This is a genomic window from Streptomyces sp. NPDC058246, from assembly GCF_042881985.1.
Taxonomy (GTDB): Bacteria; Actinomycetota; Actinomycetes; order Streptomycetales; family Streptomycetaceae; genus Streptomyces.
Genome location: NZ_JBHVWZ010000001.1, coordinates 302,244 through 316,279, shown reverse-complemented (window position 1 = coordinate 316,279; position 14,036 = coordinate 302,244). Strand labels below are relative to the sequence as shown.

The window sequence follows — 14,036 nt, the reverse complement described above, 5'->3', positions numbered from 1 at the left end:
GCCGCCGCTCAGTTGCGGCTCCATTGCTGGTTCGTTCCTCCATTGCACGTCCACAGGTCGATCAACGTGCCGTTCGCCGTGCCGTTGTTGATCGCGTCGAGGCACAGGCCCGAGACGTTGTTGGTGAGGGTGCCGCCGGAGTTGAAGGTCCACTTCTGGTTGGTGCCGCCGTTGCAGTCCCACAGGACCACCTTGGTGCCGTTGGCGGTGCCGCTGTTGTAGGCGTCGAGGCATTTGTTGCCGTAGACGACGAGTTCGCTGCGCGCGGTGTAGGTGAAGGTCTGGTTCTGCCCTCCGCCGCAGTCCCAGAGTTCGGCCTGGCTGTTGTTGGAGATGGTGTTCCGGAAGAAGTCCAGGCAGCGGCCGGATCCCGCGCCGACGATCGCCGTGCCGTTGGTGCCGGGGACCGCGCGGACGGCGACGGCGTCGATGTCGGGCGCCGTGCCCGAGGTCCCGAAGGTGAGCTTGTTGGAGCCCTTCGCCAGGTGGGCGAGCACGGAGACGGTGCGGTACGTGCTCGCCGACCCGGTGGGCGGGAAGGCGAGCGTCTGCGGGTACTGGCCGTTGACCTGGAGGGTCGCCTTGCGGGCCGCGGAGCCGCTGTTGGCGTAGGTGACGTCGATCAGCTTCGTGCCCGCGGCGGCCGCGCTGACGCCGGTGAACGTCGGAGTCGTCGCCGAAGTCGTGTCCTCGTACGTCGTCCCGGAGCCCTCCGTGCCGGAGACGGTGAGCAGGACGGCCTCGCCCGCGGGCACGCCGGTGGTGTAACTCGTCGTGTACGAGCCGACGTCGGAGGCCGACCACACGTTGCGCACGGCGGCGGACGCGGTGGTCAGGCCCATGTCCTGCCAGCGGGCGGTGATGTTCGCCGCGGCGGACGTACGGTTCAGCAGCAGGACCGCGCGCTTGCCGGTGCCGGAAAGGATCTTGCTGTAGACCTGCAGCCCGGTGCTGTCCTCGGCGACCTTGACGCCCTGCAGACCGCGCGCGTCCTGGTCGATGGCGATGACCTCGGAGTTGGTGAGGACCGCGGCGGTCGAGGAGCTCATGGTGGCGAGGTTGTTGCCCGCGAGCAGCGGTGCGCCGGAGATCGCCCACAGACCCATGTGGGTCCGGTTCTGGGCGGCGCTCAGCCCGGTCATGCCGACCGTCATCATGTCCGGGTCGTTGTAGTAGCCGGTGTGCTGGGCGGCCGGATGCAGGGACTTGTCGAAGTTCGCCAGGATGCCGGACATCGAGGGGTTGTTCCCCCAGTAGACGATGTCGGTGCTGGTGCGCCACAAGTCACCCGTGCCGGCGGCCCAGTTCCAGGGATTGCCCGTGCCCCACTCGCACAGCGACAGGACGAGCGAGCGGCCGGTGACGGCGGTCGCCGCCGCGTTGGCGTCGCGGATCGCCTTGTACGTCGTCTCCTGATCGAGGCCCTCGGCGTCGCCACCGCACCAGTCGATCTTCACGAAGTCGAAGCCCCAGTTCTGGAAGGCCTCCAGATCCTGCTGGTTGTGGCCCTCCATCCCGGTGTTGGGCGTGGCGGGCGTCGTCGATGGCGTCGGGTAGTAGTAACCGCAGCCGTTCCTCCCCGCGTCGGTGTAGATCCCGGCCTTGAGGCCCTTGCTGTGGATGTAGTCGGCGATGGCCTTCATGCCGCCGGGCCACTGGGCGGTGTCGACGGTGATGTTGCCGCCGCTGTCGCGGGCCCCCTGCCACCAGCCCTCGTCGATGTCGACGTACCGGTAGCCCGCTGCCGCCATGCCCGAGGAGACGAGGGCGTCGGCCTGGGCCTTGATGGTGGCGTAGTCGATGGTGCCGGCGAAGCTGTTCCAGGACGCCCAGCCCATCGGGGCGGGGGTGACCCCGATCTGATGGGTGCTGACGGCGGTCGGCTCGGCGGTGAGCGGCGCTGCCGAGCGGCCGAGACCGGTCAGCCCGGCGACGGCGAGTAGCAGGACGGCGCATGGGATGCCCGCGCGTCTCAGGAGGCAGGCGAGACGCCTGGTGTTCGAAATAGGGGACATACGGCTCTCCCTTGAGCGGTTTGTTCGCAGACTCGAACAAAAGTCAACGAGACTCGCCATATAGGAGCGGTGTTGTCTGAGCCGCGTCAAGTCCCTTGCCCGAATGGGCCGTTCACCTTCGGACAGCGGCCGTTCACCTTCGGCCACCGGAGCTTCCGCCATCCGAGGGCGAAGGTGGCGTTCCCCCGCTCTCGCGGTACCTTCGCCCTGACACGGCCATGTCCGGCCGCGAACAGATCTCAAGCGTGGGGATGATCATGCGCGAGGATGCGATCGTCGAGGCGGCCGCCGGAGTACATCTGGTGCACGGCAGCAACACGAACTGGGTCGTCCTGACCGAGGGCGACGCCGTCACCCTGATCGACACCGGTTACCCCGGCGACCGCCAGGACCTCCTCGCGTCGCTGCACGCGCTCGGGCACGCGCCCGAGGCCGTCGGCGCCGTCCTCATCACGCACGCGCACAACGACCACCTCGGTTCCGCCGAGTACCTCAGCAGCACCTACGGCACCCCCGTCCACCTGCACGAGGCGGAACTCCCGCACGCCCGCCGCGAGTTCCTGCACCAGGTGAGCGTGGGGCAGGTGATGCGGCAGGCGTGGCGCCCCGGCGTGCTGCCCTGGGCGGTGCACGCCATCCGGTCGGGCGGCACGGCGGACGTCCGGATGACCCGGCCCGAGCCGTTTCCCGCCGAGGGCCCGCTCGACCTGCCCGGCCGTCCGATCCCCGTGCACACGCCCGGCCACACCCCGGGCCACTGCGTCTACCACCTGCCGGAGGCGGGAATCGTGATCTCCGGCGACGCCCTGGTCAGCGGCCATCCCACCTCACGCGTGCGGGGTCCGCAGCTGCTGCCCGCCATGTTCGACACCGAGCGCACCGGCGCGCTCGCCTCGCTCCAGCGCATCGAGGCGCTCGCGGCGGACGTCCTGCTGCCGGGGCACGGTCCCGTGCATCGCGGTCCGGTGCGCGAGGCGGCACAACAGGCGCGGGAACTCGCCGGTTGACCTACGGTCCCTCCGGCCGCGCGGGACTGGCGGGACTGTCCGGCCGCACGGCGGCCAGATAGGTCCGCAGCGCGTCCCGGTTGCGGGCCAGGCAGTCGATACGCCGCTGGATGCGGTCGATCTCGCCGCGCAGCAGGGCGGTGGTCTCCGGGGTGACGCACTCGGGGTGGAGATGGATGTCGCCGGGGCCGGACAGGAACGGCAGAATGGCGCGGATGATCTCGGTGGTGAGTCCCGAGTCGAGCAGCCCGCGGATCTGCTGGACGCACTGGACGGCTGAATCGCCGTACGCGCGATACCCGTTGTCCGCCCGCGCGGGATGGAGCAGGCCCTGCTCCTCGTAGTAGCGCAGCATCCTGGTCGGGACGCCGGTGCGGCGGGACAGTTCACCGATCTTCATGGCTCTCCTCGGGGGGCGCACTCGTCGCGGGGCGCACTGCCACGGCTACGGGCCACGCCTGGGGCGGGGGGCGCGCGTCGCAGGGCACGCGTGACATGGCCGCGCATCGCAGGGCCCGCGTGACATGGGCCGCGCTGTCGCAGGGCACCCTTGCCCTCACACTGATGTGAATGTTTCAGCATGGTCGCATGTCCGTCGCATCGCCTGCGCGGGGCACCGCCGTGCCCGCCGCCGCGCTCCCGCTGTCAGGGTTGCTCGCCCTGTCCACGGCCGCCTTCACCGCCGTCATGACCGAGCTGCTGCCCGCGGGCCTGCTGCCGCGGATGGCCTTGGCCCTCGGCGTCTCCGAAGGGCGTGTCGGGTTCCTCGTGACCGGTTATGCGCTCGCCTCCTTCCTCGCCGCCGTCCCTGTCACCACCGCGCTGCGCGGGCTGCCGCGCCGCCAGGTGCTGATCGGCACCCTCGTGGGCTTCGGCTGCTGCAACGCCGTCACCGCCGCCTCCTCCTCGTACGCGCTCACCTTCGTGGCCCGGCTGGCGGCCGGGGTGATGGGCGGCACGCTCTGGGCGATGCTCGTCGGGTACGCGGCCCGGATGGTGCCCGCCGAACGGCGCGGCCGCGCCATCGCGATCGTGCTGGCGGGGATCACCCTCGCGCTGTCCCTGGGTGTGCCCGCGGGCACCGCGCTGGCCGACGCCGTCGGCTGGCGGGCCGCCTTCGCCGTACTGGCCGTACTCGCCCTCCTGCTCGTGCTGTGGGTGCGGTGGCGGGTGCCCGCCTTCCCGGGAGAGACCGCGGGGGCACGCCTGCCGCTGCGACAGGTCACCGCGCTGCCGGGGATCGCGACCGTCCTGTCCGTCACCTTGCTGCTGCTCCTGGGACATCAGGTGATGTACACGTATGTGGCCCCCTTCGCGGACCATGCGGGTTTCGGCCGCACGGGAGTGGTCCTGCTCGTCTTCGGCATCGCCACCGTCGCCGGCATCTGGATCACCGGCGTACTGGTCGACGCGTACCTGCGCCGGACGCTGCTGGCCGCGCTCGCGCTGATCGCCTGCGCCCTGCTCGCGCTGGGGCTGTACGCCGCCGCCCCCGCCGTGCTCCTCGCCTCGGTCGCCCTGTGGGGCGCGGCGTTCGGCGGAGCGCCCACCCTGATCCAGACCGCCCTGGTGGACGCCTCGGGCCCCGCCCGCGCGGACGTGGCCACGTCGCTCCAGACCACGGTGTACAACGCGGGCATCGCGGCCGGCTCCCTCACCGGCGGGCTCGTCCTGGAGAGCTCGGGCGCCGGAGCCCTCCCCTGGACCTCGCTACCGCTGATCGCGGGCGCGCTGACCGTGGTGGCCGTGGGACGCCGGCGGGCCTTCCCGGCTCGTCGCCCCTGCGACAGTCACGCCCAAGCAGTTTCGTCCGGGCCGGGTGGAGGAGGAGCAGATGCCCGCGCGGGGAGTCGAGCCGGCGGGGGCGTCGGGGATCGTGGTGAGAGCGGGGTGGCCTGACGGCGGTACGGAACGTCGCCGTGGGTCTGCGCCGCGGTGCGACAGGGAGACGAGCGTCACATTCGCCGATGTCACATCCCACCGCGCTGTCTCGTCATAGAGATGTATCCGCCCACAACGGCAAGGAGTGCACCATGGAAGCCCGTTTGAACGTGCTCGGCAGCCCGCTCGCAGCCAAGTCCTTGAAGCACCTCATCTCGGCGGGCACGGTGTTCGCGGACTCGACGCTGCCGGTCGCGACCCAGGAGCTGGTGAAGCTCCGCGCCAGTCAGATCAACGGCTGCGGCTTCTGCACGGACATGCACACCAAGGACGCCGCGCACGCCGGGGAGACCTCGGTGCGCCTCAACCTGGTCGCCGCCTGGCGCGAGGCCACGGTGTTCACGGACGCCGAGCGCGCGGCCCTCGAGCTGGCGGAGCAGGGCACCCGCATCGCTGACGCGGCGGGCGGGGTCACGGACGAGGCCTGGGCGAACGCCGCCAAGCACTATGACGAGGAGCAGCTCGCCGCCCTGGTGTCGATCATCGCCATCATCAACGCCTTCAACCGCCTCAACGTCATCGTCCAGCAGCCCGCCGGCGACTACCAGCCCGGCCAGTTCGGATGACGAGGAGTGGCCGGCCGCTCGGCTGTGGTGCGGCCGGCCACTGCTTCTCGATCGAGGGAAAACAGCTCGCGGGGCCCTTCACGGTGTCCGTCACGTCGTGCTGTCCCCGGCCGTCCAAGCGGAGACGATCTTGGCGCGATCACCGCGCCTGCCGATACGACCGCGCGGGGCACGAGAACGCATGGCTCCGGCGCCGAGGAGGCGCGGCGCCGGTCCCGACGGACCGATCCAGGCCCGCAGGGCCTAGCCGAGTTCCAGCGTCGTGACGCCGTAGACCTGCTCCTGGGCGAACGGCCTGACCGGTCCGGTGTACATGCGGGCCGTTTCGAAGGAGGGGGCGAGACCGAGTCCCTCGACGAGCGCGATGGCCGGCGCGTTCGTCTCGGGCACGTCGACGGCGACCTCGCGTCCGTCGGCGTCGGCGGCCAGCGCGGAGAACAGCGCCCGGGCGTCGTCGGCGGTGTCCGCGAACAGCGGGCCGACGCGCAGCGAGTCGCGGGCCGGGCGGAGCACCCCGTAGCCGCTGAGGTGCCCGTCGGCGGCGCGACGGACGAAGGTGCGGTGCCCCGGGCCGGTCAGCCAGCGCTCCAGGAACGCCGGACGGTCGGCGGGGTAGCACGCACTGTCGTACGCCGTGATCGCCGCGAGGTCCGCCGCCTCGGCGGCCCGGACTCCCGACGGGGTCTCCCCCAGGGGGACCACTCCCCCGAACCGGACCGTACGGTAGGCGAGTTCGAAGCCGGACTGACGGTAGTTGTCCTGCTGCGCGACCACCCCGTCGAGCCCGACGGTGCGGCCGCCGGCGTGGGCCAGGGCGGTCTTCCAGGTGGTGATGCCGTAGCCGCGGCCGCGCAGATCGGGGCGTACGAGGTAGAAGCCCAGGAAGGCGTAGTCGGCGCCGTAGTTGACCACCGAGACGGCCGAGACGGGTTCCCCGCCGATCCGGCCGATGAAGAAGCCCTCGGGGTCCTGCGCGAAGAAGCTCGCGCTGTCGGACAGCCCGGGATTCCACCCCTCGTCCGCCGCCCATCCGCCGACCACCTTCCAGTCGTCGAGCGAGGCCTGGGAGACGACGAGGTCTGCGGGTCCCGGAGAGGTCATGGGGGCGCTCCATTCCATACGAGGTCGCTGCGGGTGCGACGGTCGGTCGCACCCGCAGCATCCTTCCCGATCTCCACGCCGTTCGCAGCGGCAACCACCCGGCGTGGGAGGTGATTTGGCCAGGATCCCCGCACCTGTGACGGGGTCCGGCCCGGCCACTGCCGACCGTCCGTCCGGCCCAGGGTTGCCCTTCATGAGCCTCGAACGCGTGACCTTGCACCCGGTGGCCGAAGACGACCTGACATGGTGATGCGCATCGAGGCCGACACCCAGACGGACAACATCGCCGAGCAACGCGCCCTCGGGAAGGCCGGATTCACCCGCGAGGGCGTGCTGCGCAGTGTCGTGTTCCGCGACGGGCGGTGGCGCGACGGCGTGAAATACAGCATCCTGCGCGACGACATTGACGCGGACGCGTCACGCGACTAGCTTCCGAGAGCGCTCTCATCCCTTCGCTCGCCCCTCTCTCGATCAGAGGCCGACTCAAGATGACAACGTTGTCTCACCTGTCGCACTGTTTACGAAGAGCTCTACCCCTCCTCCTCGCGATCTCCGCAGGAGTCGCCCTCCCCCAACCCTCCTCCGCCGCCCCCGCGGCGACCGTCTGCAACACGTACTGCGACGCCCGCGATCCCGCCCGCTCCCCGCAGGACCGCACCCCGGTCTCCACCACTCTCTTCTCGCGCTCCGTCACCCTCCACTTCGACGACACGGACGCGATGGGCTGGGCGTCGCTGGACAACGGCAGTCCGGGGGACGAGGTGTGGCTCGACCGGTCCTTCGACGGAGGGCGCACCTGGAGTGCGGGCAGCCGCCTCGGCGACACCACCGTGCCCGCGGGGCAACGGGGTTGGCGCACCCTCATGTACAACGTCGACGACTGGAACAACCACGGCGTCGGCGCCCTGCGCGCCTGCGGCAAGGCGGGCGACCGCAGCGACATCGCGTGCACCGCCTGGGCGCGTACGACATGGAACGCGGGCGAACGGCGTACGGCTGCCGCGACGGCCCAGATGATGTTCTACGACAACTCCACCGGCCTCTTCACCACGACCGGCTGGTGGAACTCGGCGAACGCGCTGACCGCCCTGATCGACAACATCCAGGTCACCGGCATGGGCAGTTACCGGTATGCCCTCGCCACCACCTACGATCGCCAACTGGGCGCCCAGGGCGGCCAGTTCCGCAACGACTACCTCGACGACACCGGATGGTGGGGTCTCGCCTGGGTGGCGGCGTACGACCTGACCGGGGAAAGCCGCTATCTCGACACCGCGCGGGCCGACGCCGACCACATGGCCGCGTACTGGGACACGACGTGCGGCGGCGGCGTGTGGTGGAGCACCGCGAAGACATACAAGAACGCGATCGCCAACTCGCTCTACATCCAGCTCAACGCGGCCCTGCACAACCGGGTCCCCGGCGACAGCGGCTACCTCGCGCGCGCCAGGGCCGGCTGGTCGTGGTTCCGGTCGACGGGCATGGTGAACTCCGCGCATCTGGTGAACGACGGCATCAGCCTGTCGACGTGCCGCAACAACGGCGGCACAGTGTGGTCGTACAACCAGGGCGTACTGCTCGGTGCGCTCACCGAGCTGAACCGTGCGACCGGCGACACCGCGCCGATCGGCACGGCACGACAGATCGCCGACGCGGCCACCACCTCGTCGGCGCTCAACACCGCGGACGGCATTCTGCGGGACCCCTGCGAGAGCGGGGACTGCGGGGCGGACGGCCCGTCCTTCAAGGGCGCCCATGTGCGCGGCCTGGGCAGGCTCAACTCCGCCCTGCCCGACCATCCGTACACCGCGTATCTGAGGAGGCAGGCCGACGCCGCGTACGGCCGCGACCGCAACGCTCTCGATCAGTACGGTCTGCGCTGGCCGGGCCCCCTGGACCGGATCGACGCGGCCCGGCAGCAGAGCGCTCTCGATCTGCTGAACGCCGCCGGGTGACGGTGTGCCCCGGAGGCCCCACCGGTCGCCGGCCCGGTGGGGCCTTCCGTCCTCGGTGGGCCAGGGGTCAGCGCACCGCGCCGGGCCGGAACCGCCGGTACAGCACGGCGCCGCTCAGGACGAGGGCCGCGCTGCCCGCGATCGCGGGCAAGGTCTGGTCCGCGCCCGTGTGCGCGAGGGAGGCCACGGGCCGCGCCGGGGCGTGCCGGAGCGGCGCGGGGCGTGGGTGCGCCTTGGGCGGGGCGGCCGGCTTGGGGGCAGGCTCGGGGGGCCGGCCGTCGGAGGTGTTCGCGGACTCATTGCCCACGGCCCCGTTGCCGACGCCGACCACCGACACGGAGTTGCCGCTCACGTTCACCGGCAGATGTACCGGGAGCTGGAGGCCGTTGCCGGAGAGCACGCCCGGCGAATCCTTTCCGCTGCTGTGTGCGACGGCGCCGCCGCTCGTCCGAGTGGACGCCGCCTGCCCGTCGCCGCCGCTCTCGTTGGCGCAGCTGTTGCCCGCCGCCGGATTGAGAAGTCCGACGACGTTCACGGTGTTCCCGCACACGTTCACGGGAACGTGCACCGGGAGCTGGATGGTGTTGCCGGAGATCAGCCCGGGTGAGCCGGCCGCGGCACCGTCCGCCGCGGAGTCGGCGTGCGCCGGCATGGTCACGGCCAGCGCGCCCGAGGCGGCGGCCGCGGCGATCAAACCATTTCGGGTAACCCGTTTCATAGGTTCCCTGCCTTCCAGACATGGTCACGAGCACTCGCCCGCATGGCGTAAAACGCGAGAGAACCATCCGAGTTATGGCTTATCGGCCTTTCACCCCTTCGAGCGTCTCCGTTTTCGAACGGGCTCACGGGCTCACGGGCGGGGCGGCGCGCCGTGCCGGCGGGCAGGGTAGGGCACGCCGCCCCGGTCCGCTCGCCCGGAGGCGTGGCCCCGGACCCGCGCTTATCGTGAGCGAGGGGGTATCGCCGGTCCACCGCCGGGGGTCCCTGGAGGCATGCATGCTGTCCGTGCACCAACGCTGGGCGTTCGCCGGAGCCGCGACCGCGACGCTGGCCCTGCTGGCGGCCGGACTCCCCGCGGTGGCGACGGCCGCCGACGGCCCGGATCTGACCCGGTTCTACCACCAGAAGATCAAGTGGGCGGCCTGCGAGGGCGACAGCATGCCCAAGGACCTGCGGTGCGGGAAGGTGACGGTCCCGCTGGACTACGCGCAGCCGGGTGCCGGGACCCTGGACGTGGCGCTGGCCCGCTATCGGGCGACGGGCACGTCGCGGGGTTCCCTGCTGCTGAACTTCGGCGGCCCCGGAGCCGCGGGCATACCTGAACTCGCCCTCGGCGGCAAGGACTTCATGGGCCTGACGAACGCCTACGACGTGGTGACCTTCGACCCCCGCGGCGTCGGCAGATCCTCGCCCGTCAGCTGCGGTGAGGGCGCCGACCAGGCCGCCGCCGCGACCGTCGACAGCGTGGACAGCCGCGATCCCCGGGCCGCCCTCAAGGTGGTGAAACAGGCCGCCGACCTGTGCGCCAAGCACTCCGGCCCCGTGCTGCCGCACATCGGTACGGTCAACGCCTCCCGGGACATGGACGTGATCCGGCAGGCGCTGGGCGACAAGAAGCTCAACTACCTCGGCTTCTCGTACGGGACGCGGCTCGGCGCGGTGTACGCGACCCAGTTCCCGAAGAAGACGGGACGGCTGGTGCTCGACGGCGTGGACACGCTCACCGAACCGCTGGCCGAGCAGGGGCTGGTCAGCGCCGAGGGGCAGCAGACCGCCCTGGAGGACTTCCTCACGTGGTGCACGAAGGACATGGCCTGTCCGTTCGGGCAGGATCGGCGGAGCGCCCGGGACCAGGTCGTCCAGCTCGTCCACTCGCTCGACGCGGACCCGGTCCCGACCGACCTGGGACAGCAGTTCTCCGGTCAGGACCTGGTCGGCGCCATCGGTCAGGCACTGTTCAGCGAGCAGCTCTGGTCCACCCTCGAACTGGCCCTCAACCAACTGGTACAGGACGGCGACACCCGTGGACTCACACAGTTGTCGGGAGGCATCGCCTTCCCCGGCGACGGCCCGGTGGCCCGTCGGAGCGGCGGCCTCGTCGACGAGCAGAACATCCCCGTCGACAACCTCCCCGCAGCCCTGATGGCGATCAACTGCGCGGACGACCCCGACCGGCCCACCGCCGACCGGATCGCCCAGGACATGGACAAGCTGCGCGCCTCGTACGAGGAGGCGTCCCCCGTTTTCGGCCGGTACCGGCTCACCCAGGTACTGATGTGCTACGGCCGCCCCAAGGGCACCGACTTCATACGGGACGAGGTGCGTGACGTGCACACCTCGAAGATGCTGCTGGTCGGCACCCGGGGTGACCCCGCGACGCCGTACCGCTGGACCGTGGAGACCGCCAGGCGGCTGGGCTCGTCGGCCGTCGTGCTCGACAACAAGGGCGAGGGGCACACCGGGTATTCGTCCTCCAAGTGCGTGCACCAGAAGGTCGACGACTTCCTGCTGTACGGCTCCCTGCCGGACAACGGCAGCTCGTGCGCGCCGGACTCCGAAGGCTGAACCCGGGCGGGCGTGCGTGCCGGCCCGCGCGTGCCACAACCGCGTAACACGGACATGCCGCCTACAACCCCTCGTACCCCCCGGCCGTCACACTGAGCAGGCGCCGCCCCGACCGGGCACGCCGCACCGCACCCGCACGTGACCACACCAGGCACGTGACCACACCAGGGGGAACACCACCGATGCGCATCCGAACCGTCCTTGCCCTGTCGACGGCGGCCACCGCCCTGCTCCTCGCCGTGCCGCAGACCGGCACCGCCGCACCGCAGACCGGCTCCGCCGCACCGCGGTCCGCGCAGGCGCCCACCCAGCCCGCGAAGGCCGCCGCTCAGCCCGCGAAGTGCGCGCAGAATGTCCTCAAGCTGCGGGCCGAGCAGTCCGCCGACCCCACCGTCGTGCACATCAGCGTCACCAACCGTTCTGCCCGCGCCTGCACTGTCGACCGTATCCCCACGGTCACCTTCGGTGACCTCGACGGCGCGGCCTTGCCGACGCCGGCCGGGGAGAGCGGGCCGTACCGGATCGGTGCGGGCAGGACGGTCTACGCGGCCGTGCGGACGATCGTCGACCCGGCGGACCCCGAGGCCCGCCGGGTGGACTCGATCACCGTCTCCGCCGATCCGGCCCGCTACGGGCGTTCCTTCACCGCGCGTGAGCTGGGAGCCGGTGACGCCGTCCTGGTGTGGGAGCCGGTGACGACCTGGTGGAAGCCGTCCGTGGCCGCCGCGGACAAGGCGCTCGGGCTCAGCTGAGCGACACCTCCGGCGCGTAGAGGTCCATCCAGAGCGCCAGGTCGAGGGTCCGTTCGAGGCCGCGCCGCGACGCCTGCGTGATCTGCGGGGTGTCGCGGAGGGCGGCCCGCTGGACCGCTTCCCGGTCGACCAGGTCGAAGACCGGGTGCGAGGGACTGGCCAGCAGGTCCTTGACGTGGTCCTGGAGGGCGATCGCGTACTTGGGGTCCTGGGTGGACGGATAGGGGCTCTTGACCCGGTCGTAGACGGACCGGGGGATCAGGTCCGCGGTCGCCTCCCGCAGCAGGCTCTTCTCCCGGCCGTCGAAGGACTTCAGGGACCAGGGCGTGTTGTAGACGTACTCGACGAGCCGGTGGTCGCAGAACGGCACCCGGACCTCGAGGCCGACGGCCATGCTCGCGCGGTCCTTGCGGTCGAGCAGGATCCGCACGAAGCGGGTCAGGTGGAGGTAGCAGATGCGGCGCATCCGGTACTCGAAGTCGCTCTCGCCGTCGAGGCGCCGGATCTCCGCCACGGCCGCGCGGTAGCCGTCGGCGATGTACGCCTCCAGGTCCAGCTTGTTGGTCAGGTCCGGGCGCAGGACGTCGGAGTCGTCCCCGAAGTGCTCACCGAAGCGAACCAGCCAGGGGTAGGTCTCGGCGCGGCGGGCCTCCTCGTCGAAGAACTGGAGATAGCCGCCGAAGACCTCGTCCGCCGACTCTCCGGAGAGCGCGACCGTCGAGTGCGCGCGGATGGCCTGGAACAGCAGATACAGCGAGGCGTCCATGTCGCCGAAGCCCATGGGGAGGTCCCGGGCGCGGATCATCTTGGCGCGTACGTCCGGGTCGGCGAGGGCGTTCGAGTCGAGGACGATGTCCTGGTGGTCGGTGCGGGAGGCGCGGGCCACGTCGTGCACGAACGGGGTGTCGGGGGTGCCGCGCAGCTCGTCGGCGACGAAGTGGTCGGCCTGGCCGACGAAGTCGACGGCGAAGCTGCGGACCTTCTCCCCGTGTTCGGCGAGCTGCCGCGCGGCGAGCGCGGTCATGGCCGAGGAGTCGAGCCCCCCGGAAAGCAGGGTGCAACGCGGCACGTCGGCGACCAGCTGGCGGCGCACGATGTCGTCGAGGAGCGAGCGGACGGTGGCGATGGAGGTGGCACGGTCGTCGGTGTGCGGCCGGGTCTCCAGCCGCCAGTACACGCGGCGGCCCAGGCCCGAGCGGTCGACGGTGACGAGGGTGCCGGGCTCGACCTCGTGCATACCGTCCCAGACGGCGTGTCCGGGCGTCTTGACGAAGGCGAACAGTTCCCTGAGGCCGTCGAGCCGCACTCGGGCCCGGGCGAGCGGGTTGGCGAGGATCGCCTTGGGCTCGGAGCCGAAGAGGACGCCGTCGGGGGTCGGGTAGTAGTAGAAGGGCTTGATGCCCATGCGGTCGCGGATCATCACGAGCTTGTCGTGGCGGCCGTCCCAGACGGCGAACGCGTACATGCCGTTGAGCCGCTCGGGCAGCTCCTCGCCCCATTCGAGGTAGCCGCGCAGGACGACCTCGGTGTCGGAGTCGGTGGAGAAGCGGTGCCCGCGGTCGGCGAGCTCGCGGCGCAGCTCGGTGAAGTTGTAGGTCTCCCCCGAGTAGACGAGCGCGACCGTGCCGTCCGGCGTCTCGGCGGTCATCGGCTGGCGGCCGCCGGGCAGGTCGATGATGGCGAGCCTGCGGTGTCCGAGGGCGGCGGGCCCTTCGGCCCAGGTGCCCCGGTCGTCGGGCCCCCGGCAGGACATCGTCTCGGTCATCGCATCCAATGTCGTGGCTTCGGCGCGCAGGTCACGGTCGAAGGAGACCCATCCGGTGATGCCGCACATGCGTTACCTCCTGCGTCCGGTTCGTGTGAAGCGTGGCGCCCACCTGCGGTTTTCAGGGGCATGGGCCACGTCCGCAAAACCAGTTGTATCTAGCAGCTATATGACAAGGCTGTTTCATGTACGGAGGTCCGTCAACACGTCCGTAACCTGCCCGGAGCGGCCACCCCCACGTTTCGGCCGCGCTTTGCCCGCACCGGACCCGCGGATTCCGCCGGCGCCAGGCCTCCGTCGGCGGGAATCGGCCATGGGCAAAGACTTGCTCAACATCCGGGGACGCCACCTGGGGCGTCCTGGGACACC

The 14,036-nt window shown here is 71.0% G+C and carries 12 protein-coding genes; 7 read left to right on the top strand and 5 right to left on the bottom strand.

Features of this window, described 5'->3' with window-relative positions; genetic code table 11:
• Positions 1-8: 8 nt before the first annotated feature.
• The gene (locus ACFVXA_RS01350; protein ID WP_390023385.1) at positions 9-2,015 is read right to left on the bottom strand and encodes a ricin-type beta-trefoil lectin domain protein; all 2,007 of its coding nucleotides are present in this window, start codon (positions 2,013-2,015) and stop codon (positions 9-11) included.
• Positions 2,016-2,272: 257 nt separating this feature from the next.
• On the opposite strand from ACFVXA_RS01350, the gene ACFVXA_RS01345 reads away from it, so the two are divergent.
• A complete protein-coding gene (locus ACFVXA_RS01345; protein ID WP_383745137.1) occupies positions 2,273-3,022 on the top strand; it encodes an MBL fold metallo-hydrolase in 750 nt (249 codons plus the stop codon).
• Position 3,023: 1 nt separating this feature from the next.
• Here the strand turns inward: ACFVXA_RS01345 and ACFVXA_RS01340 are convergent, their stop codons facing one another.
• Entirely contained in the window at positions 3,024-3,422 is a 399-nt protein-coding gene (locus ACFVXA_RS01340) for a MerR family transcriptional regulator (RefSeq protein WP_362019350.1), read from the bottom strand.
• A 188-nt stretch (positions 3,423-3,610) separates the two neighbouring features.
• Between ACFVXA_RS01340 and ACFVXA_RS01335 the strand changes: the two genes are divergently transcribed.
• Both ACFVXA_RS01335 and ACFVXA_RS01330 read left to right on the top strand, forming a co-directional pair.
• Positions 3,611-4,921, top strand: coding sequence for an MFS transporter (locus ACFVXA_RS01335; protein WP_390023383.1), 1,311 nt, complete (start codon positions 3,611-3,613; stop codon positions 4,919-4,921).
• Between the two features lie 134 nt (positions 4,922-5,055).
• Positions 5,056-5,529, top strand: a complete 474-nt coding sequence (locus ACFVXA_RS01330; RefSeq protein ID WP_362019344.1) for a carboxymuconolactone decarboxylase family protein — start codon at positions 5,056-5,058, stop codon at positions 5,527-5,529.
• A 243-nt stretch (positions 5,530-5,772) separates the two neighbouring features.
• On the opposite strand, the gene ACFVXA_RS01325 is transcribed toward ACFVXA_RS01330, so the two are convergent.
• Positions 5,773-6,630: a GNAT family N-acetyltransferase gene (locus tag ACFVXA_RS01325; protein WP_384396805.1), complete on the bottom strand. Its 858-nt coding sequence runs from the start codon at positions 6,628-6,630 to the stop codon at positions 5,773-5,775.
• 243 nt (positions 6,631-6,873) lie between these two features.
• Here ACFVXA_RS01325 and ACFVXA_RS01320 point away from each other — a divergent pair, with 243 nt between their 5' ends.
• Both ACFVXA_RS01320 and ACFVXA_RS01315 read left to right on the top strand, forming a co-directional pair.
• Positions 6,874-7,059: a GNAT family N-acetyltransferase gene (locus ACFVXA_RS01320; protein WP_384396808.1), complete on the top strand. Its 186-nt coding sequence runs from the start codon at positions 6,874-6,876 to the stop codon at positions 7,057-7,059.
• A gap of 59 nt (positions 7,060-7,118) precedes the next feature.
• On the top strand, positions 7,119-8,585 hold the full coding sequence (locus ACFVXA_RS01315; RefSeq protein ID WP_390023380.1) for a glycoside hydrolase family 76 protein: 1,467 nt from the start codon (positions 7,119-7,121) through the stop codon (positions 8,583-8,585).
• A 67-nt stretch (positions 8,586-8,652) separates the two neighbouring features.
• On the opposite strand, the gene ACFVXA_RS01310 is transcribed toward ACFVXA_RS01315, so the two are convergent.
• The gene (locus ACFVXA_RS01310; RefSeq protein WP_362019334.1) at positions 8,653-9,303 is read right to left on the bottom strand and encodes a chaplin; all 651 of its coding nucleotides are present in this window, start codon (positions 9,301-9,303) and stop codon (positions 8,653-8,655) included.
• Between the two features lie 278 nt (positions 9,304-9,581).
• Between ACFVXA_RS01310 and ACFVXA_RS01305 the strand changes: the two genes are divergently transcribed.
• Entirely contained in the window at positions 9,582-11,150 is a 1,569-nt protein-coding gene (locus ACFVXA_RS01305; protein ID WP_390023377.1) for an alpha/beta hydrolase, read from the top strand.
• A gap of 182 nt (positions 11,151-11,332) precedes the next feature.
• Positions 11,333-11,902 (top strand): DUF4232 domain-containing protein, encoded by a 570-nt coding sequence (locus ACFVXA_RS01300; protein ID WP_389757687.1) that lies wholly within the window; start codon positions 11,333-11,335, stop codon positions 11,900-11,902.
• Here ACFVXA_RS01300 and asnB read toward each other — a convergent pair.
• Complete coding sequence (gene asnB / locus ACFVXA_RS01295) at positions 11,895-13,736, bottom strand: asparagine synthase (glutamine-hydrolyzing) (RefSeq protein WP_390023375.1); 1,842 nt, start codon at positions 13,734-13,736, stop codon at positions 11,895-11,897. The two genes, ACFVXA_RS01300 and asnB, sit on opposite strands and share 8 nt — an antisense overlap.
• Between the last annotated feature and the right edge of the window lie 300 nt (positions 13,737-14,036).

Bases quoted from the DNA above. Each gene is read 5' to 3' on its own strand.
- ACFVXA_RS01350 (WP_390023385.1), bottom strand. From the start codon at position 2,015: ATGTCCCCTATTTCGAACACCAGGCGTCTCGCCTGCCTCCTGAGACGC.
- ACFVXA_RS01345 (WP_383745137.1), top strand. From the start codon at position 2,273: ATGCGCGAGGATGCGATCGTCGAGGCGGCCGCCGGAGTACATCTGGTG.
- ACFVXA_RS01340 (WP_362019350.1), bottom strand. From the start codon at position 3,422: ATGAAGATCGGTGAACTGTCCCGCCGCACCGGCGTCCCGACCAGGATG.
- ACFVXA_RS01335 (WP_390023383.1), top strand. From the start codon at position 3,611: ATGTCCGTCGCATCGCCTGCGCGGGGCACCGCCGTGCCCGCCGCCGCG.
- ACFVXA_RS01330 (WP_362019344.1), top strand. From the start codon at position 5,056: ATGGAAGCCCGTTTGAACGTGCTCGGCAGCCCGCTCGCAGCCAAGTCC.
- ACFVXA_RS01325 (WP_384396805.1), bottom strand. From the start codon at position 6,630: ATGACCTCTCCGGGACCCGCAGACCTCGTCGTCTCCCAGGCCTCGCTC.
- ACFVXA_RS01320 (WP_384396808.1), top strand. From the start codon at position 6,874: ATGGTGATGCGCATCGAGGCCGACACCCAGACGGACAACATCGCCGAG.
- ACFVXA_RS01315 (WP_390023380.1), top strand. From the start codon at position 7,119: ATGACAACGTTGTCTCACCTGTCGCACTGTTTACGAAGAGCTCTACCC.
- ACFVXA_RS01310 (WP_362019334.1), bottom strand. From the start codon at position 9,303: ATGAAACGGGTTACCCGAAATGGTTTGATCGCCGCGGCCGCCGCCTCG.
- ACFVXA_RS01305 (WP_390023377.1), top strand. From the start codon at position 9,582: ATGCTGTCCGTGCACCAACGCTGGGCGTTCGCCGGAGCCGCGACCGCG.
- ACFVXA_RS01300 (WP_389757687.1), top strand. From the start codon at position 11,333: ATGCGCATCCGAACCGTCCTTGCCCTGTCGACGGCGGCCACCGCCCTG.
- asnB (WP_390023375.1), bottom strand. From the start codon at position 13,736: ATGTGCGGCATCACCGGATGGGTCTCCTTCGACCGTGACCTGCGCGCC.